This window comes from Rubrivivax sp. A210 (genome assembly GCF_904426505.1).
Lineage (GTDB): Bacteria > Pseudomonadota > Gammaproteobacteria > Burkholderiales > Burkholderiaceae_C > Rubrivivax.
Map to the genome: position 1 here is coordinate 47000 of NZ_CAJGBN010000056.1, position 25590 is coordinate 72589.

Genomic DNA, 25590 nt, shown 5'->3' on the forward strand with positions numbered 1-25590 from the left:
TCGGTTCAGCTTGCCAGCTTGCTTATGGCCACATGCTTGAGCAGTTCGGCCACGGAGACGTTCATCGCGTCGGTGAAGGGCCTGGGGTAGAGACCCATCCACAGCACGGCGGCGGCCAGCAGGGCCAGCATCAGGAACTCGCGCGCATTGATGTCGCTGAGGTGCTTGACGTGGTCGTTGGCGACATCGCCGAAGTAGACCCGCTTGACCATCCACAGCGTGTAGGCGGCGCCGAAGACCAGGGTCGTGCTGGCCAGCAGCGCGATCCAGAAGTTGTGCTTGACGGCGCCCAGGATGACCATCCACTCGCCGACGAAACCGGCCGTTCCCGGCAGGCCGCAGTTGGCCATCGCGAACAGCACGGCAAAGGCCGAGAAGATGGGCATGGTGTTGGCCACGCCGCCATAGGCCGCGATCTCGCGCGAGTGGACGCGGTCGTAGAGCACGCCGATGCACAGGAACATCGCGCCCGAGACGAAGCCGTGGCTGATCATCTGCACGATGGCGCCGGCCATGCCCAGGTCATTGAAGATGAAGAAGCCCAGCGTCACGAAGCCCATGTGGGCGATGGAGCTGTAGGCGACCAGCTTCTTCATGTCCTGCTGCACCAGGGCCACGAGGCCGATGTAGAGCACCGCGGTCAGGCTCAGCACGATCATGAAGTTGGCGTACTCGTGGGCCGCGTCGGGCGCAATGGGCAGGCTGAAGCGGATGAAGCCGTAGGCACCGAGCTTGAGCATGATGGCCGCCAGCACCACCGAGCCGCCGGTGGGCGCCTCGACGTGGGCATCGGGCAACCAGGTGTGTACCGGCCACATCGGCACCTTCACCGAGAAGGCGGCGAAGAAGGCGAAGAACAGCAGCGTCTGCGCGTTCAGCGGCAGCGGCAGCTTGTGCCAGGTGAGGATGTCGAAGCTGCCGCCGCTCTTGAAGTAGAGGTAGACCAGCGCGATCAGCATCAGCAGCGAGCCGAGAAGCGTGTAGAGGAAAAACTTGAAGGCCGCGTAGACGCGCCGCGGGCCGCCCCAGACGCCGATGATGATGTACATCGGGATCAGCGTGGCCTCGAAGAACACGTAGAACAGCATGCCGTCGAGGGCACAGAAGACGCCGACCATCAGCCCCGAGAGGATCAGGAAAGCGCCCATGTACTGAGCCACCCGCTCGGTGATGACGGCCCAGCCGGCAATCACGACGATCAGCGTGATGAAGGCCGTGAGCGGCACGAACCACATCGAAAGGCCGTCCACGCCGAGGGCGTAGTTGACGTTGAAGCGCTCGATCCAGGGCAGCTTCTCGGCGAACTGCATCGCCGCCGTGCTGCCATCGAAGCCGGTGATGACCGGAATCGTCACCAGGAAGGAGGCCAGCGCCCCCAGCAGCGCCAGGAAGCGCACGGTGCCGGCGTTCTCGTCGCGGCCGACCGCGAGCAGCAGCGTGCCGAACGCTACCGGCAGCCAGATCGCGATGCTCAGCAGACCCATCTCGTGTTCTCTCTTCGGTTTGTTCTGATGGGCCGCTCAGCGCATGAAGCCGCTGAACAAGGGCCACAGTTGCCAGGTGAGCAGGGCGAAGATGCCCAGCAGCATGACCAGCGCGTATTGGTACAGGCGCCCGGTCTGCAGCTGGCGCACGGCGCCGGCCAGCGACCCCACGGCACCGGCCGAGCCGTTGATGGCGCCGTCGATCACGGCTTGATCGCCGCCCTTCCACAGGCCGGTGCCGATCAGGCGCGCGCCAGCGGCCAGCACATGCTCGTTGAACCAGTCCATGTAGTACTTGTTCTCGAGGATGGTCACGACCGGGCTGAGAGCGCGGCCAATGGCGGCCGGAATGGAAGGCTGCTTCAGGTAGAACCACCAGGCGGTGACGACACCGGCCACCGCCAGCCACAGCGGCAGCGTGCCCAGCGAGTGCAGCGCCATCGCGGTGGGGCCGTGGAAGGCCTCGGCCAGTTCCTTCATCGCCGGGTGGGCCGCGGCGTTGACGAAGATGGCGTCCTTGAAGAAATCGCCGTGCAGCATGGGCGTGATGGTCAGGAAGCCGATCACCACCGAGGGGATGGCCAGCAGCACCAGCGGCGCCGTCACCACCCAGGGCGTCTCGTGCGGCGTGGCGTCGTGGTGGCCGTGGTCGTCATGGGCATGGTGGTCATCTTCCGGCGGGAACGGCTTGTGGTGGAAGCGCTCCTTGCCGTGGAAGACCAGGAAGTACATGCGGAAGGAGTAGAAGGCGGTGACGAAGACGCCGGCCGTCACCGCGAACACCGCGAACGAGGTGCCCGGCAGGTGCGTGGCGTGCACCGCCTCGATGATGCTGTCCTTGCTGTAGAAGCCGGCGAACAGCGGCGTGCCGATCAGCGCCAGGCTGCCCAGCAGCGAGGTGATCCAGGTGATGGGCATGTGCTTGCGCAGGCCGCCCATGTTGCGGATGTCCTGGTCATGGTGCATGCCGATGATGACCGAGCCTGCACCCAGGAAGAGCAGCGCCTTGAAGAAGGCGTGCGTCATCAGGTGGAAGACCGCCACCGAGTAGGCCGAGGCACCCAGCGCCACCGTCATGTAACCGAGCTGGCTCAGCGTGGAATAGGCGACGACGCGCTTGATGTCGTTCTGGATGATGCCCAGGAAGCCCATGAAGAGCGCGGTGATGGAGCCGATGACGAGCACGAAGTTGAGCGCGGTGTCGGACAGTTCGAACAGCGGCGACATGCGCGCCACCATGAAGATGCCGGCGGTCACCATCGTCGCGGCGTGGATCAGGGCCGAGATCGGCGTCGGGCCTTCCATCGAATCGGGCAGCCACACGTGCAGCGGGAATTGCGCGCTCTTGCCCATGGCGCCGATGAAGAGGCAGATGCAGATCACGGTGATCAGCATCCAGTCTCCGCCCCAGGTGGGATAGGGGAAGACAATCTTGGCCAGTTCGGGCGCCTTGGCGAAGGCTTCGCCGTAGTTGAGCGTGCCGGCATAGGCGACGACGAGGCCGATGCCGAGGATGAAGCCGAAGTCACCGACGCGGTTGACCAGGAAGGCCTTCATGTTGGCGAACACCGCGGTCGGCTTCTTGAACCAGAAGCCGATCAGCAGATAGCTCACCAGGCCCACCGCTTCCCAGCCGAAGAAAAGCTGGAGGAAGTTGTTGCTCATCACCAGCATCAGCATGCTGAAGGTGAACAGTGAGATGTAGGCAAAGAAACGCTGGTAGCCGGGGTCGCCGTCCATGTAGCCGATGGTGTAGATATGCACCATCAGCGAGACGAAGGTGACCACCACCATCATCATCGCGGTGAGGCCGTCGACCAGGAAGCCGACCTCCATCACCAGCTTGCCCAGCACCGCCCATTCGTAGACGGTGGCGTTGAAGCGGGCGCCGGCCACCACCTGCTGCAGCACCAGGGCCGAGCAGATGAAGGCGATGGCAACGCCGAGGATGGTGCAGATGTGGGCGCCGCGCCGGCCCACGGCCTTGCCGGCGAGGCCGGCGATGAGGGCACCCGCCAGCGGTGCCAGCGGAATGGTGAGCAGAAGGCCCTGAGAGATCGTCGAAGCCATTTGCTTGCTCAACCCTTCAGTTCGTCGAGTTCTTCGACATTGATCGACGCCCGGTTGCGGAACAGCACCACCAGGATGGCCAGGCCTATGGCCGATTCGGCAGCCGCCACCGTGAGGATGAAGAAGACGAAGACCTGGCCCGCCATGCGGTCGGCCTCGGCCGGCAGGTAGTGCGAGAAGGCGACGAAGTTGAGGTTGACGGCCAGCAGCATTAGCTCGATGGCCATCAGCAGCACGATGAGGTTGCGGCGGTTGAGGAAGATGCCGATCACCGAGAGGGCGAACAGGATGCCGCCCAGCGAGAGGTAATGTCCGAGGGTGATAGCGCCCATTACGCGGCCCCGCCTTCCTTGGGCGCCGACGGCGCTTCGACCACCGGCGCGATCTTCACGATGCGCAGGCGGTCGCCCTTGCGCGCCCGCACCTGCTGGCCCGGGTCCATGTGGCGGCTGTCCTTGCGGTCACGCAGGGTCAGCACGATGGCCGCGATGATGGCCACCAGCAGCAACACCGCCGCCAGTTGCAGCGGGTAGAGGTAGTGCGTGTAGATCTCGATGCCCAGCAGCTTGGTGTTGCCGATCTCCAGCGCCTTGGCGCTGGGCGCCGGCGCGCGCAGCTGGAAGCCCCGCATCAGCACCAGGGCCATCTCGAGCGCGATCAGCGCGCCGACCAGGCCGGCCAGCGGCAGGTGCTTCCAGAAACCTTCGCGCAGGCTGTCGGCGTTGATGTCGAGCATCATCACGACGAAGAGGAACAGCACCATCACCGCGCCGACGTAAACCAGCACCAGCGCGATGGCAAGGAACTCGGCCTGCAGCAGCATCCAGATGCAGCTGGCGCTGAAGAAGGCCAGCACCAGGAAGAGCGCGGCGTGTACCGTGCTGCGCGCGGTGATCACGCGCAGCGAGGCCAGCAGCAGAACCGCCGAGAAGACGTAGAAGAGTGCGGTGATCGTGTTCATGTTTTTTGGGGCTCGCCTCCTCGCGAGCCAGCAGCGTCAAGCCTCAGCGGTACTTCGCGTCGGCGGCGCGGTTGGCGGCGATCTCTTTCTCGTAGCGGTCGCCCACGGCCAGCAGCATGTCCTTGGTGAAGTACAGGTCGCCGCGTTTCTCGCCGTGGTATTCGAAGTGGTGGGTCTCGACGATGCTGTCCACCGGGCAGCTTTCCTCGCAGAAGCCGCAGAAGATGCACTTGGTGAGGTCGATGTCGTAGCGCGTCGTGCGGCGGCTGCCGTCGGCGCGTACATCGCTCTCGATGGTGATGGCCATCGCCGGGCACACGGCCTCGCAGAGCTTGCAGGCGATGCAGCGCTCTTCGCCGTTCTCATAGCGGCGCAACGCGTGCAGGCCGCGGAAACGGGGCGACAGCGGCGTCTTCTCTTCCGGGAACTGCACCGTGATGTTCTTGGACAGGAAATGGCGGCCGGTGAGCGCCATGCCCTTGAGCAACTCGGTCAGCAGAAAGCTGGACAGCACATCCTTGACGGCGGCGAGGGTAGACATTTGCTCGTCACTTCCAGATGTTGAAGGGCGACATGATCCAGAGGCCGACGACGACCAGCCAGACCAGGGTCACGGGGATGAAGATCTTCCAGCCCAGGCGCATGATCTGGTCATAGCGATAGCGCGGGAAGGTGGCGCGCACCCACAGGAACATGGTGGCGACGACGAAGACCTTGATCGCCAGCCAGATCCAGCCCGGGATGAAGGACAGGAACTCGACCGGGGGCAACCAGCCGCCCAGGAACATCAGCACGCACAGGGTGCTGACGAGGATCATGTTGGCGTACTCGGCCAGGAAGAACATCGCGAACGACATGCCCGAGTACTCGATCATGTGGCCGGCAACGATCTCGCTCTCGCCCTCGACCACGTCGAAGGGGTGGCGGTTGGTCTCGGCCAGGCCGGCGATGAAGTAGACGATGAAGATGGGGAACAGCGGCAGCCAGTTCCAGGACAGCAGGCCCACGCCCATGCCGGCGAAGATGCCCTTGCCCTGCGACGTCACGATCTCGGTCATGTTCATGCTGCCGGCGACCATCAGCACGACGACCAGCGCGAAGCCCATCGCGATCTCGTAGCTCACCATCTGGGCCGAGGCGCGCAGCGCGCCCAGGAAGGCGTACTTCGAATTGCTGGCCCAGCCGGCGATGATGACGCCGTAGACCTCGAGCGAGGTGATGGCCATCAGGAACAGCAGGCCGGCGTTGACATCGGCCAGCACGACCTCGGGGCCGAAGGGCACGACGGCCCAGGCCGCCAGCGCCGGCATGATGGTCATGACGGGGCCGAGGAAGAACAGGCCCTTGTTGGCCGCGGTGGGGCGGATGATCTCCTTGAAGATCAGCTTCACCGCGTCGGCGATGGGCGTCAGCAGGCCGAACGGCCCGACACGGTTGGGGCCGGGGCGGATCTGGCTCCAGCCGATGGCCTTGCGCTCCCACAGCGTGTAGTAGGCGACGCAACCCAGCAGCGGCAGGATCAGCGCGACGATCTTGACCAGCGTCCAGATCACCAGCCACAGCGTGGGGCCGAGGGTGGCGTTGGCGGCCTGATGCAGGGAATCGAACATACCGGATCAGACCTTCTCGACGGTGACGGTGCCGAACATGGCGCCCAGCGCCGCCGTGGCGGCCAGGCCGGCAGCGATGCGTACGCTGCCGTCGGCGAGGCTGATGTCTTCACGCGCCGGCAGTTCGAGCTTGGCGCCGCCCTGCCCCACCCGCACGCGGCCACCGGCCTGCAGGCCGAGCTGGCGCCACAGCGCGCTGGGCAGGCCGACCATGGGAGGCCGGGCGTCGGCGGTGAGCTGCAGCGAGGTGGCGCGGCGCACGCTGGCGTCGGTGGCGTAGATGGGCACGTCGGCGACGCGCTGCAGGCCGGCCGGTGTGGCGGCGGGAGCCGTCAGCACGGCGCCGCCGTTGTCCAGGCGCCCGGACAAGGTGGCGAGGTTGCCCAGGGCCTCGGCGCGCACTTGCTCGGCCGATTCCTGGTCGAAGCCCGGCAAGCCGAGCAGATTGCCCAGCACGCGCAGCACCTTCCAGCCCGGGCGCGCATCGCCCTGGGGCTTGACGACGCCATGGAAGCTCTGCAGCCGGCCTTCGGCATTGACGAAGGCGCCGGCGGTCTCGGTGAACGGGGCGATGGGCAGCATCACATCGGCCACATCGGCGGCCACATCCTTGAAGGCGGTGAGCGCGACCACCAGGCCCGATTCGGCCAGGCTCTTGCGCGCCGCGGCGGCATCGGCCGCATCGAGCACCGGCTCGGTGTTGAGCAGCAGCAGCGCCTTCATGGGCTGGCTCAGCATCTGGCCGGCATGGCGGCCGCCGGGGCCGGGCAGGGCGCCGACGAGCTGGGCGCCGACCGCGTTGGCGCCTTCGCCCAGATAGCCGCAGCTGGCACCGGTCTGGGCCGCGATCCACTGCGCCAGCGCCAGCAACGAGCCGGCCTGGGGATGCTGGGCAGCGGCGTTGCCGAGCAGCAGCGCCACGCGCTCGCCCGAGAGCAGGGCGTCGGCGATGGCCTGGGCTTCGGGGCCTGCCTTGCCGGCCATCGGTGCGGCCACGCCCTTGGCGGCAGCGATGGCGGCAGCCACGTCGGCCAGGCCCTGCACCCAGGCGGCGGGCGCCAGGGTCAGGCGGGCGGCCAGCGGCAGCAGCCAGTCGTCGTGCACTGCGTGCAGGCTCATCACACGGGCGCCGTGGCGGGCGGCCTGGCGCAGGCGCTGGGCAAAGAGCGGGTGGTCCTTGCGCAGGAAGGAGCCGATGACGAAGGCGCGGTCCAGCTTGGACAGCGCCGCCACCGAGGTACCCAGCCAGCGCGCACGGCCGGCCGGCGCGGTGTTGCCGAAGTCGGCGTGGCGGGTGCGGTGATCGATGCTCTGGCTGCCGATGCCACGCACCAGCTTGGCCAGCAGGTGCAGTTCCTCGACGGTCGACGAGACATGGCCTATGGCGCCGATCTCGTTGACCGCGCCGGCGCCGAACTCGGCCTTGACGCGCTTGATGCCGTCGGCCACATAGCCGAGGGCGGTGTTCCAGTCGACGGCCTGCCAGGTGCCGTTCTGCTTGATCATCGGCTGAGTCAGCCGCTGCTCGCTGTTCAGGGCCTCGTAGCTGTAGCGGTCGCGGTCGGCAATCCAGCACTCGTTGACCGCGTCGTTCTCGAGCGGCACGACGCGCATCACCTTGCCGGCCTTGACCTGCACCACCAGGTTGGCGCCGGTGCTGTCGTGCGGGCTCACGCTCTTGCGGCGGCTCAGCTCCCAGGTGCGGGCGCTGTAGCGGAAGGGCTTGCTGGTGAGGGCGCCGACCGGGCAGATGTCGATCATGTTGCCCGACAACTCGCTGTCGACGCTGCCACCGGCGACGGTGGTGATCTCGCTGTGCTCGCCGCGGTGGATCATGCCGAGTTCCATCACGCCGGCCACCTCTTGGCCGAAGCGGACGCAGCGCGTGCAATGGATGCAGCGGCTCATCTCTTCCATGCTGATGAGCGGGCCGACATCCTTGTGGAAGACGACGCGCTTTTCTTCGGCATAGCGCGACGCGGTGCCGCCATAGCCCACCGCCAGATCCTGCAGCTGGCATTCGCCGCCCTGGTCGCAGATGGGGCAGTCCAGCGGGTGGTTGATGAGCAGGAACTCCATCACCGACTGCTGCGCCTTGAGCGCCTTGTCGCTGCGCGTGCGCACGACCATGCCGTTGGTGACCGGGGTCGCGCAGGCCGGCATGGGCTTGGGCATCTTCTCGACGTCGACCAGGCACATGCGGCAGTTGGCGGCGATCGAGAGCTTCTTGTGGTAGCAGAAGTGCGGTATGTACACGCCGGCCGCGTCGGCCGCGTGCATGACCATGCTGCCGTCGGGAACGGAGACCTTCTTGCCGTCGAGTTCGAGTTCGGCCATGGCTTTATGCGCTTTGCGGGACCATGCAGGTCTTGTGTTCGACGTGGTAGACGAATTCGTCGCGGAAGTGCTTGAGCATGGCCTGCACCGGCATCGCGGCGGCATCACCCAGGGCGCAGATGGTGCGGCCCTTGATGTTGTCGGCCACGTTGTCGAGCAGCGCCAGATCCTCGGGCTTGCCCTTGCCGTGCTCGATGCGGTCGACCAGGCGCCACAGCCAGCCCGTGCCCTCGCGGCAGGGCGTGCACTGGCCGCAGCTCTCGTGCTGGTAGAAGTAGGACAGGCGCAGCAGGCTCTTGACCATGCAGCGGGTGTCGTTCATCACGATCACCGCGCCTGAGCCCAGCATGGAGCCGGCCTTGGCGATGGCGTCGTAGTCCATCGTCAGCTCCATCATGGTCTTGCCGGGCAGCACCGGCGACGACGAACCGCCGGGGATCACGGCCTTGAGGCCGCCGCCCTTCACGCCGCCGGCCATCTCGAGCAGGGTGGCGAAGGGCGTGCCCAGCGGGATCTCGAAGTTGCCCGGGCGGTTGACGTCACCGACGACGCTGAAGATCTTGGTGCCGCCGTTGTTGGGCTTGCCGCACTCGAGGTACTTCTGGCCGCCGTTGTTGATGATCCACGGCACCGCGGCAAAGGTCTCGGTGTTGTTGATCGTGGTCGGCTTGCCGTAGAGGCCGAAGCTGGCCGGGAACGGCGGCTTGAAGCGCGGCTGGCCCTTCTTGCCCTCAAGGCTTTCGAGCAGCGCCGTCTCTTCGCCGCAGATGTAGGCGCCGAACCCATGGTGGGCGTGCAGCTGGAAGCTGTAGCTGCTGCCCATGATGTTGTCGCCCAGGAAGCCGGCGGCACGCGCCTCTTCGAGCGCGGCCTCGAAGCGCTGGTAGACCTCGAAGATCTCGCCGTGGATGTAGTTGTAGGCCAGCTTCACGCCCATCGCGTAGGCGGCGATGGCCATGCCCTCGATCACGATGTGCGGGTTGTAGGCCAGGATGTCGCGGTCCTTGCAGGTGCCAGGCTCTCCCTCGTCGCTGTTGCAGACCAGGTACTTGGGGCCCGGGTAGGCGCGCGGCATGAAGCTCCACTTCAGGCCGGTGGGAAAGCCAGCGCCACCACGGCCGCGCAGGCCGCTCGCCTTGACCTCGGCGATCACCTGGTCGGGCGTCATCCCTTCGCCGCCGTCCTTGCCCAGGATCTTGCGCAGCGCGCCATAGCCGCCGCGGGCGACGTAGTCCTGCAGGCGCCAGTTCTTGCCGTCGAGGCCGGCATAGATCTGGGCGCCGATGTGGCGGCCGTGGAAGCAGGTCTCTAGACCCTTGGCCTGGAACTTGGACAGGTCAAGCATGGTCAGCCTTCAGCATCGCGAGCAGTTCGTCGAGCTTGTCATTGCTCATGAAGCTGAGCATCTGGCGGTCGTTCACCAGCAGCACCGGCGCATCGGCGCAGGCGCCCAGGCATTCGCTGGGCTGCACGGTGATCTTGCCGTCGGCCGTCGTGCCGTAGGGCTCGACGCCCAGGCGCTTGCAGACATGGTCCAGCGCCTTGTCGCCGTCGCGCAGCTGGCAGGGCAGGTTGGTGCAAACGTTGAGCTTGTAGCTGCCCACCGCCTGCTGGTTGTACATGTTGTAGAAGGTCGTGACCTCGTGTACCGCGATGGGCGCCATGCCCAGGACGGCGCCCAGCGCCTCTTCGGACTCGGGCGAGACATGGCCTTGCTCATGCTGGATGATGGCCAGGCAGGCCATCACGGCCGAGACCTTTTGATCTGCGGGGTACTTGGCCACTTCCTTCGCGAAGAGGGCCAGGGTGGTGTCGGAAAACATCATCGGTCGCTCGTTCTGTCGCTTATCGGTCGATCTCGCCGAACACGATGTCCATGGTGCCGATGATGGCCACGGCGTCGGCAATCATGTGGCCGCGCGCCATCTCGTCGAGGGCGGCCAGATGCGAGAAGCCAGGCGGCCTGATCTTCAGGCGGTAGGGCTTGTTGGCGCCGTCACTGACGAGGTAGATGCCGAACTCGCCCTTGGGGTGCTCGACCGCCGCGTAGACCTCACCCTCGGGCACATGCATGCCTTCGGTGAAGAGCTTGAAGTGGTGGATCAGCTCTTCCATGTTGGACTTCATGTCCACACGCGCGGGCGGCGCCACCTTGTGGTTGTCGGTGATCACCGGGCCCGGGTTGGCGCGCAGCCAGGCGACGCACTGCTGGATGATGCGGTTGGACTGGCGCATCTCCTCGACGCGCACCAGGTAGCGGTCATAGGTGTCGCCATTGACGCCCACCGGCACATCGAAGTCCATGCGGCCGTAGACGTCGTAGGGCTGGTGCTTGCGCAGATCCCACTCGATGCCGGAGCCGCGCAGCATGGGGCCGCTGAAGCCGAGGTTGAGCGCGCGCTCGGGCGTGACGACGCCGATGCCGACGGTGCGCTGCTTCCAGATGCGGTTCTCGGTGAGCAGGGTCTCGTAGTCGTCGACGTTCTTCGGGAAGCGGCGGCAGAAGTCGTCGATGAAGTCGAGCAGGCTGCCCTGGCGATTCTCGTTGAGCGCCTTGATCGCCTTCTCGTTCTTGATGCGGCTGACCTGGTACTGCGGCATGCGGTCGGGCAAGTCGCGGTAGACGCCGCCCGGGCGGAAGTAGGCCGCGTGCATGCGCGCACCCGACACCGCCTCGTACATGTCGAAGATGTCCTCACGCTCGCGGAAGCAGTAGATGAGGATGTTCATCGCACCGCAGTCGATGCCGTGCGCACCCAGCCAGAGCAGGTGGTTCAGCAGCCGCGTCAGTTCGGCGAACATCACACGGATGTACTGCGCGCGCACCGGCACCTCGATGCCGAGCAGGCGCTCGATGGCCAGGCAATAGGCCTGCTCGTTGACCATCATCGACACGTAGTCGAGGCGGTCCATGTAGGGCAGGTTCTGGATGAAGGTCTTGCTCTCGGCCAGCTTCTCGGTGGCGCGGTGCAGCAGGCCGATGTGCGGATCGGCGCGCTGGATGACCTCGCCGTCGAGCTCGAGCACCAGGCGCAGCACGCCGTGCGCGGCCGGGTGCTGGGGGCCGAAATTGAGCGTGTAGTTCTTGATGTCGGCCATATCAGTGCAGACCGCCGTAGTTGTCCTCGCGCACGACGCGCGGCACGATCTCGCGCGGCTCGATGCTCACGGGCTGGTAGATGACGCGCTTCTTCTCGGGGTCGTAGCGCATCTCGACATGGCCGGTGACCGGGAAGTCCTTGCGCATCGGGTGGCCGATGAAGCCGTAGTCGGTGAGGATGCGGCGCAGGTCGAGGTGGCCCTCGAAAAGGATGCCGAAGAGATCGAAGGCCTCGCGCTCGAACCAGTTGGCACTGGTCCAGAGTTCGGTGACCGAGGCCACCGCGGGCATCTCGTCATCGGGCGCGTAGACCTTCAGGCGCACGCGCCAGTTGTGGGTGATCGACAGCAAATGGGAGACGATGCCGTAGCGCCGACCCTCCCAGGGCTGGTTCTGGTATTCCGAGTAATCGAGGCCGCAGAGGTCGATCAGCTGCTCGAAGCGCAGCGTGGCGTCGTCGCGCAGCAGCTTGGCGATCTCGTGGTAATCGGCGGCATCCACGGTGACCGTGATCTCGCCGCGGTCGCGCACCAGCGCCTTGAGCCGGGGGCCGAGTGCGGCTTCGAGCGCCGCCTGCAGGTTGTCGAGCTTGAGCGTCATCGTGTCAGCGGGCGATGGTGTTTTCGCGCCGGATCTTGGCCTGCAATTGCAGGATGCCGTAGAGCAGCGCTTCGGCCGTGGGCGGGCAGCCGGGCACGTAGACATCGACCGGCACCACGCGGTCACAGCCGCGCACCACCGAGTAGCTGTAGTGGTAGTAGCCGCCGCCATTGGCGCAGGAGCCCATGCTCAGCACCCAGCGCGGTTCGGCCATCTGGTCGTAGACCTTGCGCAGGGCCGGCGCCATCTTGTTGCACAGCGTGCCGGCGACGATCATCAGGTCGCTCTGGCGCGGGCTGGGGCGGAACAGCATGCCGAAGCGGTCGATGTCGTAGCGTGCCGCGCCGGCGTGCATCATCTCCACCGCGCAGCAGGCGAGGCCGAAGGTCATGGGCCACAGCGAACCGGTCTTGGACCAGTTGATCAGCGTGTCGACCGAGGTGGTGACAAAGCCTTCCTTGAGAACGCCTTCGATACCCATAGATGTTGTCTCCTGGTGACCTTGACGGTCATTCCCAATCGAGCGCGCCCTTCTTCCATTCGTACACGAAGCCGACCACGAGGATGCCGAGGAAGACCATCATCGCCCAGAAGCCTGACGCGCCGATTTCGCGCAGCGACACGGCCCAGGGGAAGAGAAAGGCGATCTCAAGGTCGAACAGGATGAAGAGGATGGCAACGAGGTAGTAGCGCACGTCGAACTTCATGCGCGCGTCCTCGAAGGCCTCGAAGCCGCATTCATAGGGACTGTTCTTGGCCGCGTCGGGGCGGTTGGGGCCCATCACGAAGCCGAGCACCTGGGGCACGATGCCGATGGCAACGCCCACGAGGATGAAGAGGATCACGGGCAGGTAGTTCTGGAGTTCCATCGCGTCGTCAGCATTCGGTCAGGTTGCAATCGACCACAAAAAAGCGCGCCGGGCCAGTCGCCGTGCGACTGCGTCGGGCGCGCCCTTGAGCGCCTTGTGTGCGTCTCAGGTGCCGGTGCCTTTGCCTGGGCTCATACCTGGGCCAATACCGGACCTGACTTCATGCACCCAATGTGTCTCGCTCCGGGTTCCCGTTGTTCTGGTGCCGACGGCGAGACTCGAACTCGCACAGCTTTCGCCACTACCCCCTCAAGATAGCGTGTCTACCAATTTCACCACGTCGGCAAGACGTTCTTCTTACTCGGGTCTGCTACCCGGCGGCCTGAGGATGTGGCCGCTGGCAAGCTCAAAATTCTAGCGTGAAAACTGCGCGTTTCCAGCCAATGACCGACTACTTGGATGCGGCCGCGGCGGGCGCAGGAACGGGCAGCGGCACGGTCACCGTGGACGGCGCCGAGGCGGCACCCGGGATCACGGCCGCATCGGGCGCGCTGGCGGCCACGGCGGCGCGGTCAAGCACGCTCGAGCCCGCGACACCGCGCGCATCGCCACGGCTGCCCAGGTAGGTCAGCGCCAGCGTACACAGGAAGAAGGCGGTGGCGCAGGCGGCCGTTGCGCGCGACAGGAAGTTGGCGCTGCCGGTGGCGCCAAACAGGCTGCCCGAGGCTCCGCTGCCGAAGGAGGCACCCATGTCGGCGCCCTTGCCGTGCTGGATCAGCACGAGGCCGATCATGGCCAGCGCCGACAGCAGTTGCACGGCCAGGATGAGGGTCATCCAGATTTGCATGATCAAAAGTCTCCGCGATATGAACTCAGGGGGCGGCGCGACAGATGGCGATGAAGTCGGCCGCCTTGAGCGCCGCCCCGCCTATCAGTCCGCCGTCGATGTCGGCTTGCGCGAACAGCGTGGCCGCGTTGTCGGCCTTGACGCTGCCGCCGTAGATGATGCGCATCTGGTCACCGCGGCCGGTGGCCGCCTGCAGCTGCGCGCGCAGCACGGCGTGTACGGCCTGCGCCTGCTCCGGCGTGGCGGTGCGGCCGGTGCCGATGGCCCACACAGGCTCATAGGCCACCACCATCTCGGCGGCGCAATGGGCCAGTTGGTGGATGACGACCGAGAGCTGGCGCTTGACCACGGCCTCGGTCTGGCCGGCCTCGCGCTCGGCCAGGGTCTCGCCGACGCAGACGATGGGCGTGACGCCGCGGGCCAGTGCAGCCTGCGCCTTGAGCGCCACCAGGGCATCGCTTTCGGCGTGGTAGGCGCGGCGCTCGGAGTGGCCGACGATGGCGTAGCGGCAGCCGCACTCGTGCAGCATGGCCGCCGAGACCTCGCCGGTGTAGGCGCCCTGCTCGTGCGCCGAGACGTCCTGCGCTCCCCAGCGGATGTCGCTGCCGGCCAGCGTGGCGGCAGTCTCGTTGAGAAAGACGAAGGGCACGCAGACGGCGACATCGGCGCCATAGGGCCGTCCGCCCGCCAGCGCGGCCAGCAGTTCGGCATTGGCCGGACGGCTGCCATGCATCTTCCAGTTGCCCACCACCAGATTGCGTCGCATCGTTCTTCCTTCAGTCCCAGGTGAGGACGATCTTGCCCACATGCGTGCTCGATTCCATCAGCGCGTGCGCCTCGGCGGCACGCGCCGCCGGGAACACCTGGTGGATCACCGGCTTCACGCGCCCCGATTCGAGCAGCGGCCAGGCCTGCTCGCGCAACTGCCGCGCCAGCACCGTCTTGTAAGCCACTGAGCGCGGGCGCAGCGTCGAGCCGGTGATCGTGAGCCGCTTGCGCAGCACGAGTCCGGCATCGATCTGCGCCTTGACGCCGCCCTGGACCGCGATCAGCGCCAGGCGGCCGTCGTCGGCCATGCAGTCGATCTCGCGCGCCAGGTAGTCGCCGGCCACCATGTCGAGCACGACATCGGCGCCGCTGCCGCCGGTGAGGCGCTTGACCTCGGCGGCGAAATCCTGCGTGCGGTAGTTGATGGCGTGGTCGGCGCCGAGGGCCAGGCAGGCGGCGCACTTGTCGTCGCTGCCGGCGGTGACGATCACGCTGGCACCCATTGCCTTGGCCAGCTGGATGGCGGTGACGCCGATGCCGCTGGAGCCGCCCTGCACCAGCAGGGTCTCGCCCGCCTTGAGGCCGGCGATCTGGAACACGTTCTGCCAGACGGTGAAGAAGGTCTCGGGCAGGCTCGCCGCCTCGACCATGTTCAGCCCCTTGGGCAGCGGCAGGCACTGGCCCGCCGGCGCGACGCAGAACTCGGCATAGCCGCCACCGGCCACCAGCGCGCAGACCGCGTCACCTAGGGCCAGGCCGGCAGCCGCCAGATCGTCGGCGGCGCCGCCGGCCACGGTGCCGGCGATCTCGAGGCCCGGCAGGTCCGACACGCCAGGCGGCATCGGGTACAGACCCTTGCGCTGCAGCACATCGGGGCGGTTGACGCCCGAAGCCTGCACCGCGATGAGCAACTCGCCCGGGCCAGGCTCGGGCGTGGGCCGCTCACAGGGCCGCAGGACGTCGGGCCCGCCGGGAGCCGAGATCTCGATCGCGCGCATCGCTGGTGCTGCTGGCTCGGCCTGATTACTCGGGCTGCTTCGGTGCCTCGTCGGCCGGGGCCGGCGCTGCATCGGCCGGCGCGGCATCGCGGCGCGGGCGGTCGTCGCGGTCGCTGCGCTCGCGGCGCGGGCGGTCGTCGCGGTCGCGGCGCGGGGGGCGGTCGCCCCGGTCGCCACGCGGCTCGAAGCGCTCTTCCGGCATGCCCTCGGGCCGCTCGATCAGGGCCTTCATGCTCAGCTTGATGCGGCCCTTCTCGTCGGTCTCGAGCACCTTGACCTTGACCACCTGGCCCTCGGCCAGCAGGTCGGTCACGTTCTCGACGCGGTGGTGGGCGATCTGGCTGATGTGCAGCAGGCCGTCCTTGCCGGGCAGGATGTTGACCAGGGCGCCGAAGTCCAGGATCTTGGTGATGGCGCCTTCGTAGACCTTACCGATCTCGGCCTCGGCCGTGATCTCGGTGATGCGCTTCTTGGCGAACTCGGCCTTGTCGGCATCGGTGCTGGCGATGGTGATGGTGCCGTCTTCGCCAATGTCGATGGTGCAGCCGGTCTCTTCGGTGAGCGCGCGGATGGTGGCGCCGCCCTTGCCGATGACGTCGCGGATCTTCTCGGGGTTGATCTTGAGCGTATAGAGGCGCGGCGCGAACACGCTCACCTCGGTCTTGGCACCGCCCACCGATTCGACCATCTTGGACAGGATGTGCAAGCGCGCTTCCTTGGCCTGGGCCAGGGCGACCTGCATGATTTCCTTGGTGATGCCCTGGATCTTGATGTCCATCTGCAGCGCGGTGATGCCGGCGTTGGTGCCGGCCACCTTGAAGTCCATGTCACCGAGGTGATCTTCATCGCCCAGGATGTCGGTCAGCACGGCGAAGCGGTTGCCGTCCTTGATCAGGCCCATGGCGATGCCGGCGACGTGCGCCTTCAGCGGCACGCCGGCGTCGAGCAGGCTCAGGCAGCCGCCGCAGACCGAGGCCATCGACGACGAGCCGTTGCTCTCGGTGATCTCGGACACCACGCGCAGCGTGTAGGGGAAGTCTTCCTTCTTCGGCAGCACGGCGATCAGCGCGCGCTTGGCGAGGCGGCCGTGGCCGATCTCGCGCCGCTTGGGGCTGCCCACGCGGCCCGTTTCGCCGGTGGCGAAGGGGGGCATGTTGTAGTGCAGCATGAAGCGGTCTTCGAACTCGCCGGCCAGCGCGTCGATGCGCTGGGCGTCGCGTTCGGTGCCCAGCGTCGCGGCCACCAGGGCCTGCGTTTCGCCGCGCGTGAACAGCGCCGAGCCGTGGGTGCGGGGCAGCACGCCGGTGCGGATCTCGATGGCGCGCACCGTGCGCGTGTCACGGCCGTCGATGCGCGGCTCGCCGGCCAGGATCTGGCCGCGCACGATAGCGCTCTCGATGTTGAACAGCAGGCCCTCGACCTCGACCTTGTCGAACTCCAGGCCCGCGGCCTTGAGGCCGGCCAGCACATTGGCCGTCACTTCGCGGCAGGCCTGGGTGCGCGCCTGCTTGCTGCGGATCTGGTAGGCGGCGCGCAGCGGGCCTTCGGCCAGCTCGGTGACCTTGGCGATGAAGGGCTCGTTCTTGGCCGGGGCGGTCCAGGTCCACTCGGCCTTGCCGGCCTCGCGCACCAGTTCGTTGATGGCGTTGATGGCCACCTTGCCCTGGTCATGGCCGAAGACGACGGCGCCGAGCATGATCTCTTCGCTCAGCTGATCGGCTTCGGACTCCACCATCAGCACGGCGGCCTCAGTGCCGGCCACCACCAGCTCGAGCTGGCTGCCGGCCAGTTGCGTCTGACCCGGGTTGAGCACGTACTCGCCATTGACATAGCCCACGCGTGCGGCACCGATGGGGCCGTTGAACGGGATGCCGCTGATGGCCAGTGCGGCGCTGGTGCCGATCATGGCGGCGATGTCGGCCTGCACCTCGGGGTTGAGGCTCAGCACATGGACGACCACCTGCACTTCATTGAAGAAGCCATCGGGGAACAGCGGGCGGATGGGGCGGTCGATCAGGCGGCTGGTCAGGGTTTCGAGCTCGCTGGGGCGGCCTTCGCGCTTGAAGAAGCTGCCCGGGATCTTGCCCGCGGCATAGGTCTTCTCGATGTAGTCGACCGTGAGCGGGAAGAAATCCTGCCCGGCCTTGGCCTCGGTCTTGGCGACCACGGTGGCGAGCACCACGGTGTCGTCCATGGACACCATGACGGCGCCGCTGGACTGGCGCGCGATTTCGCCGGTTTCCATCGTGACCGTGTGCTGGCCCCACTGGAACGTCTTGCTGACCTTGTTGAACATGCTCATGCGATGTCTTCCTCGGAAGGTGGGCAGCGCAATGCCATTCCAGTGAAGCCAGTCAGGCGTCTTTGGAATGACACAGCCAATGCGGCCCGGGGTGGGAAAGGGTTGATTGACGGGAGCCGCCACGCGGCGGCCCCATCACGGTGCTTGCGGCTTACTTGCGCAGGCCGAGCTTGGCGATCAGCGACGTGTAGCGCTCGGCGTCCTTGCCCTTGAGGTAGGACAGCAGGCGCTTGCGCTGGTTGACCATCTTCAGCAGGCCGCGGCGGCCGTGGTGGTCTTTCAGGTGGAGCTTGAAGTGCGGCGTCAGTTCGTTGATGCGCGCGGTGAGCAGGGCGACCTGCACTTCGGGGCTGCCGGTGTCGGCGGCGCCGCGGGCATGCGTCTTGACGATGTCGGCCTTGATGGCGGTGGCGAGGGTCATGCGATTTCCTTGGGAATCATGGGTGGAAACCGCCGCGCCGGGCGCACCCCATGATGGGAGGCGCTCGCCTGGAGGTTTCCGTTCGTCGACTTGCGGAACACCAGTGAAACCGACCGGTGCCGTGCTTTTCCTCGCTGCCTTTGCCGGGGCATCAGCCCCAGCCGAACAACAAGGAACCGATGATTATAGCCCGAGAGCCGTTTGCAGCCGCAGCAGGCCCTGGTCGAGCCGCTCGGGCTCGCGCGAGGCGAAGCACCAGCGCAGCCAGCCCTCGCCCTCGCTGCCGAAGGCGGCGCCGGGCGCCAAGCCGAGGCCGTGGTCGGTGACCAGGCGCTTGGCCAGGGCCAGCGAATCGTTCTCGCCCTCGACGCGGAAGAAGGCGTACATGCCGCCCGGCGGGCTGGCCACGGCCAGGCCCGGCAGCGCCTGCAGGCCGGCCAGGAGGCGGTCGCGGCGGGCCTGCATGCGCGCCGTGAGCGCCGGCACGAAATCGTTGGCCAGCGCCAGCGCCGCCTGGGCGCCGCGCTGCACGAAGACCGGCGCGCAGGAGCTGTTGAACTCGAGCAGCTTGCCCACGGCATCCATCGCCTGGGGCGGCAGCACCATCCAGCCCAGGCGCCAGCCGGTCATCAGAAAGCTCTTGCTGAAGCTGTGCACGACGACCAGGCGGTCATCGGGCGCGGCCACGTCCAGGAAGGACGGCGCGACGCCGCCGCCGGCGTAGTAAAGCCGCTCGTAGACCTCGTCGGCGACGATCCAGGTGCCGGTGCGGCGGCAATGGTCCAGCAACGCCTGCTGCTCGGCGCGGGTCAGCGTCCAGCCGGTGGGGTTGTTGGGCGCATTGACCAGCAGCACGCGCGTGGCCGGCGTCACCGCATCCAGCAACTCCTGCAGGTCGAGCTGCCACTGGCCCTGGCGCGGGTGCAGCGAGACGCGTCGGACCCGCGCGCCCAGGATGGCCGGCTGGGCCGAAAGGTTGGGCCACACCGGCACCACGGCGACGACCTCGTCGCCGGGGCCGACCAGCATCTGCATCGCCAGCATCAGCGCCGTCACGCCGGATGAAGTGACGGCCACGCGGGCCGCGTCCACCGTGCCGTGCAGCGCGCTGGCATAGGCGGCGATGTCGGCGCGCAACTCGGCCAGGCCGAGGTTGTGGGCATAGAAGGTCTCGCCACGCCGCAGCGATGCGGCAGCCGCTTGCCGGATGGGCTCGGGTGTGACCTCGTCGCTCTCGCCGAACCAGAAGGCCAGCACGTCGCTGCGGCCGAGGCCGGCATTGGCGACTTCGCGGATCTTGGAGGCGGGCAGGTTCTCGATGGCGGGTCGCAAGCAGGACTCCTTGGTTCTATTCAGGCCGCGTCATGCGGCAGGTATGGGGCTGGGACACGGCGTTGGCATCCAGGCGGCGCAGCACGCGGAAGCCATAGCCCGAGCCCTCGACATCGTGGGCCACGCCGGGCGTGCCTGCGCGGTCCATCACGCTCACCAGCAGCGGCTGCTGCAGTTGGTGGTCGGCGGCACGCATCTGGGCCTGGTGCAGGCCGCCCAGCCAGCCGGCATCGAGGCTGGCGCCTTCGAGGGCGCGCGCCACCGCGGCGGCCTCGGCGCTGCCGGCGCGCGCTATGGCCACCGCCAGCATCTCCACCAGGGCCTGCATGCGCACATGGACGTAGTCGTCCTGGGGCAGCGGAAAGCGGCGCTTGAAGTCGGCGCGGAAGGCCTCGCTGGCGGCGCCGCCGGCATTGGGCTGCCACTCGGCCACGGCCAGCACTTGGCCGACGCCGGCCTCGCCCAGGGCCGCCGGCGCGCCCAGGGCATTGCCGTAGAAGGTGTAGAGCCGCGCCGTCGAGCCGACATCGCGCAGCGCGCGCACCAGCAGCGTCAGATCGTTGCCCCAGTTGCCGGTGAGCACCGCCTGGGCGCCGCTGGCGTGGATCTTGGCCGCATAGGGCGTGAAGTCGCGCACGCGGCCCAGCGGGTGGAGTTCATCGCCGACGATGGCGATGTCGGGCCGCAGCTGGGCCACGCGCTCGCGGGCGCCGCGCGCCAGCTGCTGGCCAAAGCTGTAGTCCTGCCCGATGAGGTAGAGCTTCTTCACCGCCTTGTCTTCGCGCAGCACGTCCAGCAGCGCGGCCAGGCGCATGTCGACATGGGCATCGAAGCGGAAGTGCCAGAAGCTGCAGCGCTCGTTGGTGAGCGCCGGGTCCACGGCCGAGTAGTTGAGCAGCAGCGCGCGCCTGCCCGGCTCGCGGGCGTTGTGCTTGTCCAGCGCGTCGACGAGTGCTGCCGTCACCGCCGAGCCATTGCCCTGGGCGATGTAGGCAATGCCCTGGTCGAGTGCGCCGCGCAGCAGGGCCAGGGCCTCGTCGACGCTGCCCTTGCTGTCGAAGCGCAGCAGCGCCAGGGGCCGCGCCCCGCCGGCCAGGCGCACGCCGCCGCGCTGGTTGACGCGCTCCACGGCCCACAGAAGATTGCGGAAGACCGCCTCGCCGGCATTGCCGAAGGGGCCCGACAGGCCCTCGATCATCGCGATGCGCAGCGGCTCACGCGTGGTCTGGGCGCGGGCCGGCGCGCTCAGGGCCGTTGCCAACGCGGCAGGCAGCGCCAGCAGGGCGCGTCGCTTGGGGTTCATGGGTTCAGCTCCTGCAGCGGCCAGCGCGGCTTGACGTCGAAGGCGCCATCGCTGCGCACGTCGGCCAGACCGTGCTGCAGGCGCAGCGCGGCGGCCAGCGCGATCATGGCGCCGTTGTCGGTACACAGCGCCAGCGGGGGGTAGTGGACCTGGGCCCCGATGCGTGCGCAGCCGCGGTCCAGCGCCCCGCGCAGCGCGTGGTTGGCGCCCACGCCGCCGGCGACGACGAGGCGGCGGCGGCCGGTGGCGGCCAGCGCGCGCAGCGACTTGGTGACCAGCACCTCCACGATGGCGGCCTGGGTGGCGGCGGCGATGTCGGCCGCGGTCTGCTCCGACAGCTCGGGCCCCAGCTTGCGCGCCAGCGTCATCACCGCGGTCTTGAGGCCGGCGAAGGAGAAATCGAGGTCGTGGCTGTGCAGCAGCGGCCTCGGCAGCGTGTGGGCCTTGGGATTGCCGCTGGCCGCCAGCCGGGCCAGCTCGGGCCCGCCCGGATAGCCCAGGCCCAGCAGCTTGGCACTCTTGTCGAAGGCCTCGCCGGCGGCATCGTCGATGGTCTCGCCGAGCAGCCGGTAGTCGCCCACGCCCTTCACGTCCATCAGCTGCGTGTGGCCGCCCGAGACCAGCAGCGCGACAAAGGGAAAGCGCGGCGCGTGCTCGGCCAGGAAGGGCGAGAGCAGATGGCCCTCAAGATGATGCACGCCCAGCGCCGGCCGTCCCAGCGCCGCGGCCAGCGCCACCGCGGTGCCGGCACCCACCAGCAGCGCCCCGGCCAAGCCCGGGCCGCGCGTGTAGGCCACGACGTCGATCTCGGCCAGCGTGCAGCCGGCCTGGGCCAGCACCTGGCGCGTGAGCGGCAGCACGCGGCGGATGTGGTCGCGCGAGGCCAGCTCGGGCACGACGCCGCCGTAGTCGGCATGCATCGCCGCCTGGCTGTGCAGTGCCTCGGCCAGCAGGCGCGGCGGGCCGACGTCGCGCGTCTCGACCAGCGCGACGCCGGTCTCATCGCAAGACGACTCGAATCCCAGCACTTTCATGGAGGGGCGAGTCTAGGGCCTGCGACAGGCCAGCCTTGCATGAGCCCCTTCGGATGGGCGTCTCCTTGGATAGTCCCACTAGGCAAGCGCCGCAGGCCCCCGCTACGCTGGCCCGCCCTGCCCTGCCACCACGGAAGCACACACCATGACCGCAGCCAAGCTGATCCTCGACCACGCGCTGGACCATGCGGCCGCGCACGGCGACCGCATCTTCCTGAGCCAGCCGGTGGGCGGCGGCCTCGTCGTCGACTACCGCTGGGACGAGGTGATGGACCAGGCGCGGCGCATGGCGGCGCACCTGCAGGGCCGCGGCCTGCCGCGCGGCGCGCGGGTGGCCATCCTGTCCAAGAACTGCGCCCACTTCATCATCGCCGAGCTGGCGATCTGGCTGGCCGGCTGCACCACGGTGGCCATCTTCCCCACCGAGACCGCCGAGACCGTGCGCCATGTGCTCGAGCACAGCGAGTCCAGCCTGCTCTTCGTGGGCAAGCTCGACGGCTGGCCACAGCAGCAGCCCGGCGTGCCCGCGGGCCTGCCCTGCATCGCGCTGCCGCTGGCGCCGGCCACGGCCTTCGAAGCCTGGGACGCGATCATCGCGCGCACGCCGCCACTGGCAGGCAGGCCGACGCGCGGCGCCGACGAACTGGCGATGCTGATCTACACCTCGGGCTCGACCGGCCTGCCCAAGGGCGTGATGGTGAACTTCGGCGCCTTCACGCGCGCCGCCGTCGGCATCGTCGCCGACCGCCACGAGCGCATCGGCACCGGGCCCAGCCGCATGCTCTCTTACCTGCCGCTGGCGCACAGCTTCGAGCGCTCCTGGGTCGAGGGCGCCTCGCTCGTGGAGGGCGGCGTACATCTCTTCTTCGCCGAGGCGCTGGACACCTTCGTGCAAGACCTGCAGCGTGCCCGCCCCACCCTCTTCATCTCGGTGCCGCGGCTGTGGCTCAAGTTCCAGCAGGGCGTCTACGCCAAGATGCCGCCGGCCAAGCTCGACCGCCTGCTCGGCATCCCCATCCTCGGCCGCATCGTCGCGCGCAAGGTGCTGGCCGGCCTGGGGCTGGACGCCGTGGTGCAGGCCGGCAGCGGCTCGGCGCCCATTCCGCCGGCCCTCATCGCCTGGTACCGCCGGCTCGGGCTCAAGCTCTTCGAGGGCTATGGCATGACCGAGGACAACTCCTATTCGCACAGCTCCAAGGACGGCTTCAGCGAGCCCGGCTGGGTGGGCGTGCCGCTGCCCGGCGTGGAGGTCAAGCTCAGCGACGAGGGCGAGATCCTGATCAAGTCGCCGGGCCGGTTCAGCGGCTACTACAAGGACCCCGAGCTGACCGCGGCCTCATTCACCACCGACGGCTTCTTCCGCACCGGCGACCTGGGTGAGCGCCGCGCCGACGGCATGCTGCGCCTGACCGGCCGCGCCAAGGAATTGTTCAAGACCGCCAAGGGCAAGTACGTGGCGCCGGCCCCCATCGAGAACCTGCTCAACGCCCATCCGATGGTGGAGCTGTCGCTGGTCTCTGGCGTCGGCCAGCCCTCGGCCTACGGCCTGGTGGTGCTGGCCGAAGATCTGCGTGCGCGCCGCGATGACGCGGCCTTGAAGGCCCGCGTGCAGGCCGAGCTGGAACAGTTGCTGAAGCAGGTCAACGGCCAGTTGCCCGAGCACGAGCACCTGTGCATGCTGGTGGTGGCACGCCAGCCCTGGTCCATCGACAACGGCCTGCTCACGCCGACGATGAAGATCAGGCGCAGCCGCATCGAGGCCGCCATCGCGCCGCGCGTCGAGGCCTGGTACGCGGCCGGCGGCGGCGTGCATTGGGAATGAACGACAGGGCCAGGCCCCGCCACGGCGGCGACGCCGTGGCCGAGGCGCTGCAGGCCCAGGGCGTGGCCTGCCTGTTCACGCTCTGCGGCGGCCATATCTCGCCCATATTGAGCGCGGCCAAGGCACGCGGCATCCGCGTCGTCGATGTCCGCGACGAGGCCACGACGGTGTTCGCCGCCGACGCCACGGCCCGGCTCACGGGCCGCCCCGGCGTGGCCGCCGTCACCGCCGGCCCGGGCATCGCCAACACCGTCACCGCACTCAAGAACGCGCAGCTGGCGCAAAGCCCGGTGGTGCTGATCGGTGGTGCCGCGCCCACCGCGCTGCAGGGCCGCGGCGCGCTGCAGGACATCGACCAGCGGCCCCTGGTCGAGCCCCATGTCAAGCGCTGCTTCAAGGTGGGCCGCGTGCGCGACCTGGCGCCGGCGCTGATGCAGGCCTTTGCGCTGGCCCAGGCGGGCGTGCCGGGCCCGGTGTTCGTCGAATGCGCCGTCGACCTGCTCTACGACGAGGCACTGATCCGCCAGTGGTATGCCGACGCCGCCGGCAAGGGCCTCAGCCTGGCCGACCGCGCGCTGCGCTGGTATCTCAATCGCCACGCCGCGAAACTCTTCGACGGCAGCGCGGCGCCGGCCAAGCTGGATGTGCAAGTGCCGGCAGTGCCCGTCGCTGGCGCTGGCGCGCTGGCCCGCGCGCTGGAGGCGCTGCGACGGGCCGAGCGGCCGCTGCTGGTGCTGGGCAGCCAGGCGGTGGTCGAGGCCGCCCAAGCCGAGCGCCTGGCCGAGGCCGTGGCCCGCCTGGGCATTCCCGTCTACCTCTCGGGCATGGCGCGCGGACTGCTGGGGCGCGAGCACCCGCAGCAGCAGCGCCACCAGCGCCGCCTGGCGCTGCGCGAAGCCGATTGCGTGCTGCTGGCCGGCCTGCCCTGCGACTTCCGCCTCGACTACGGCAAGCATGTGCGGCGCGGCGCGACGCTGATCGCCGCCAACCGCAGCGCCCGCGACGCGCGCCTGAACCGCCGCCCCGACGTGGCCGCCATAGCCGACGCCGGCCGCTTCATCCAGGCCCTGGCCCAGGGCCTGGGCGCAGCGCCGGCGCGCTGGGCCGCCTGGACCGCCACCCTGGCCACGCGCGACCAGGCGCGCGAGGCCGAGATCGCCGCCCAGGCCGCGGCCGACGGCGAACACGTCAACCCGCTGGCCTTGCTGCGCGAACTTGATGCCGTGGCGGCGGAGGATGCCGTCTTCGTCGCCGATGGTGGTGACTTCGTCGCCACCGCCAGCTATGTGCTGCGCCCGCGGGGGCCGCTGGCCTGGCTGGACCCAGGCGCCTTCGGCACCCTGGGCGTGGGCGCCGGCTTTGCGCTGGGCGCCAAGCTGGCACGGCCGCGGCAAGAGGTGTGGATCCTCTTCGGCGACGGCGCCTGCGGCTGGGGCCTGGTCGAGTTCGACAGCTTCGTGCGCCAGGGCATCGCCGTCATCGCCGTGGTCGGCAACGATGCCGGCTGGACCCAGATTGCGCGCGAGCAGGTCAAGCTGCTGGGCGACGACGTCGCCACCGTGCTGGCGCGCACGGCGTACCACGAGGTGGCTGCCGGCTTCGGTGCGGCGGGCCTGCTGGTGAAGCACGCGCACGAGGTGGTGCCGGCGCTGGCGCGGGCGCGCGAGCTGGCCAGTCAGGGACGGCCGGTGCTGGTCAATGTCTGGCTGGACAAGACCGAATTCCGCGAGGGTTCGCTGTCGATGTAAGCCGTCTCACGGTGCTGCACGGTGGCGCGCGGCAACGCACCATG

At 68.2% G+C, this 25590-nt stretch carries 23 protein-coding genes and 1 tRNA gene; 2 read left to right on the plus strand and 22 right to left on the minus strand.

Going from position 1 to position 25590, the window contains the following annotated elements:
* Positions 1-5 precede the first annotated feature (5 nt).
* From JMV16_RS20070 to tsaD, 22 genes are all read right to left on the minus strand, one after another.
* A complete protein-coding gene (locus tag JMV16_RS20070) occupies positions 6-1484 on the minus strand; it encodes an NADH-quinone oxidoreductase subunit M (RefSeq protein ID WP_201496093.1) in 1479 nt (492 codons plus the stop codon).
* A 36-nt stretch (positions 1485-1520) separates the two neighbouring features.
* The gene (gene nuoL, locus JMV16_RS20075; RefSeq protein WP_201496094.1) at positions 1521-3554 is read right to left on the minus strand and encodes an NADH-quinone oxidoreductase subunit L; all 2034 of its coding nucleotides are present in this window, start codon (positions 3552-3554) and stop codon (positions 1521-1523) included.
* Positions 3555-3562: 8 nt separating this feature from the next.
* Positions 3563-3886, minus strand: coding sequence for an NADH-quinone oxidoreductase subunit NuoK (gene nuoK / locus JMV16_RS20080; RefSeq protein ID WP_201496095.1), 324 nt, complete (start codon positions 3884-3886; stop codon positions 3563-3565).
* A complete protein-coding gene (locus JMV16_RS20085; protein ID WP_201496096.1) occupies positions 3886-4515 on the minus strand; it encodes an NADH-quinone oxidoreductase subunit J in 630 nt (209 codons plus the stop codon). The genes nuoK and JMV16_RS20085 overlap by 1 nt, the downstream gene beginning before the upstream one ends.
* A 43-nt stretch (positions 4516-4558) precedes the next feature.
* Positions 4559-5056, minus strand: coding sequence for an NADH-quinone oxidoreductase subunit NuoI (gene nuoI / locus JMV16_RS20090; protein WP_201496097.1), 498 nt, complete (start codon positions 5054-5056; stop codon positions 4559-4561).
* A gap of 7 nt (positions 5057-5063) precedes the next feature.
* Complete coding sequence (gene nuoH, locus JMV16_RS20095; protein ID WP_201496098.1) at positions 5064-6125, minus strand: NADH-quinone oxidoreductase subunit NuoH; 1062 nt, start codon at positions 6123-6125, stop codon at positions 5064-5066.
* 6 nt (positions 6126-6131) lie between these two features.
* Positions 6132-8462, minus strand: coding sequence for an NADH-quinone oxidoreductase subunit NuoG (gene nuoG / locus JMV16_RS20100; protein ID WP_201496099.1), 2331 nt, complete (start codon positions 8460-8462; stop codon positions 6132-6134).
* Between the two features lie 4 nt (positions 8463-8466).
* Positions 8467-9807: an NADH-quinone oxidoreductase subunit NuoF gene (nuoF, locus tag JMV16_RS20105; RefSeq protein WP_201496100.1), complete on the minus strand. Its 1341-nt coding sequence runs from the start codon at positions 9805-9807 to the stop codon at positions 8467-8469.
* On the minus strand, positions 9800-10288 hold the full coding sequence (nuoE, locus tag JMV16_RS20110; protein WP_236580625.1) for an NADH-quinone oxidoreductase subunit NuoE: 489 nt from the start codon (positions 10286-10288) through the stop codon (positions 9800-9802). The genes nuoF and nuoE overlap by 8 nt, the downstream gene beginning before the upstream one ends.
* A 19-nt stretch (positions 10289-10307) precedes the next feature.
* A complete protein-coding gene (locus JMV16_RS20115; RefSeq protein ID WP_201496101.1) occupies positions 10308-11561 on the minus strand; it encodes an NADH-quinone oxidoreductase subunit D in 1254 nt (417 codons plus the stop codon).
* Between the two features lies 1 nt (position 11562).
* Positions 11563-12162 carry an NADH-quinone oxidoreductase subunit C gene (locus tag JMV16_RS20120; RefSeq protein ID WP_201496102.1) on the minus strand — a complete coding sequence of 200 codons (600 nt, stop codon included), beginning with the start codon at positions 12160-12162 and terminating at the stop codon, positions 11563-11565.
* A 4-nt stretch (positions 12163-12166) separates the two neighbouring features.
* Positions 12167-12643: a NuoB/complex I 20 kDa subunit family protein gene (locus tag JMV16_RS20125; RefSeq protein WP_201496103.1), complete on the minus strand. Its 477-nt coding sequence runs from the start codon at positions 12641-12643 to the stop codon at positions 12167-12169.
* A gap of 28 nt (positions 12644-12671) precedes the next feature.
* Positions 12672-13031, minus strand: coding sequence for an NADH-quinone oxidoreductase subunit A (locus tag JMV16_RS20130; protein ID WP_201496104.1), 360 nt, complete (start codon positions 13029-13031; stop codon positions 12672-12674).
* A 200-nt stretch (positions 13032-13231) separates the two neighbouring features.
* Positions 13232-13316, minus strand: a tRNA-Leu gene (locus JMV16_RS20135).
* Positions 13317-13422: 106 nt separating this feature from the next.
* Positions 13423-13818 (minus strand): preprotein translocase subunit SecG, encoded by a 396-nt coding sequence (gene secG / locus JMV16_RS20140; protein ID WP_201496105.1) that lies wholly within the window; start codon positions 13816-13818, stop codon positions 13423-13425.
* A 25-nt stretch (positions 13819-13843) separates the two neighbouring features.
* Entirely contained in the window at positions 13844-14584 is a 741-nt protein-coding gene (gene tpiA, locus JMV16_RS20145) for a triose-phosphate isomerase (RefSeq protein ID WP_201496106.1), read from the minus strand.
* 10 nt (positions 14585-14594) lie between these two features.
* Entirely contained in the window at positions 14595-15584 is a 990-nt protein-coding gene (locus JMV16_RS20150) for an NAD(P)H-quinone oxidoreductase (protein WP_201496107.1), read from the minus strand.
* 25 nt (positions 15585-15609) lie between these two features.
* Positions 15610-17886: a polyribonucleotide nucleotidyltransferase gene (gene pnp, locus JMV16_RS20155; RefSeq protein WP_201496108.1), complete on the minus strand. Its 2277-nt coding sequence runs from the start codon at positions 17884-17886 to the stop codon at positions 15610-15612.
* 151 nt (positions 17887-18037) lie between these two features.
* On the minus strand, positions 18038-18307 hold the full coding sequence (rpsO, locus tag JMV16_RS20160) for a 30S ribosomal protein S15 (RefSeq protein ID WP_201496109.1): 270 nt from the start codon (positions 18305-18307) through the stop codon (positions 18038-18040).
* 183 nt (positions 18308-18490) lie between these two features.
* Entirely contained in the window at positions 18491-19639 is a 1149-nt protein-coding gene (locus JMV16_RS20165) for a pyridoxal phosphate-dependent aminotransferase (protein WP_201496110.1), read from the minus strand.
* Between the two features lie 16 nt (positions 19640-19655).
* Positions 19656-20942 carry a branched-chain amino acid ABC transporter substrate-binding protein gene (locus JMV16_RS20170; RefSeq protein ID WP_201496111.1) on the minus strand — a complete coding sequence of 429 codons (1287 nt, stop codon included), beginning with the start codon at positions 20940-20942 and terminating at the stop codon, positions 19656-19658.
* Complete coding sequence (gene tsaD, locus JMV16_RS20175; RefSeq protein WP_201496112.1) at positions 20939-21976, minus strand: tRNA (adenosine(37)-N6)-threonylcarbamoyltransferase complex transferase subunit TsaD; 1038 nt, start codon at positions 21974-21976, stop codon at positions 20939-20941. Before tsaD ends, JMV16_RS20170 begins: the two co-directional genes overlap by 4 nt.
* 145 nt (positions 21977-22121) lie before the next feature.
* On the opposite strand from tsaD, the gene JMV16_RS20180 reads away from it, so the two are divergent.
* Both JMV16_RS20180 and JMV16_RS20185 read left to right on the plus strand, forming a co-directional pair.
* On the plus strand, positions 22122-23798 hold the full coding sequence (locus tag JMV16_RS20180) for an AMP-binding protein (RefSeq protein WP_201496113.1): 1677 nt from the start codon (positions 22122-22124) through the stop codon (positions 23796-23798).
* Positions 23795-25546, plus strand: a complete 1752-nt coding sequence (locus tag JMV16_RS20185) for a thiamine pyrophosphate-binding protein (protein ID WP_201496114.1) — start codon at positions 23795-23797, stop codon at positions 25544-25546. The genes JMV16_RS20180 and JMV16_RS20185 overlap by 4 nt, the downstream gene beginning before the upstream one ends.
* The last annotated feature ends 44 nt before the right edge of the window (positions 25547-25590 follow it).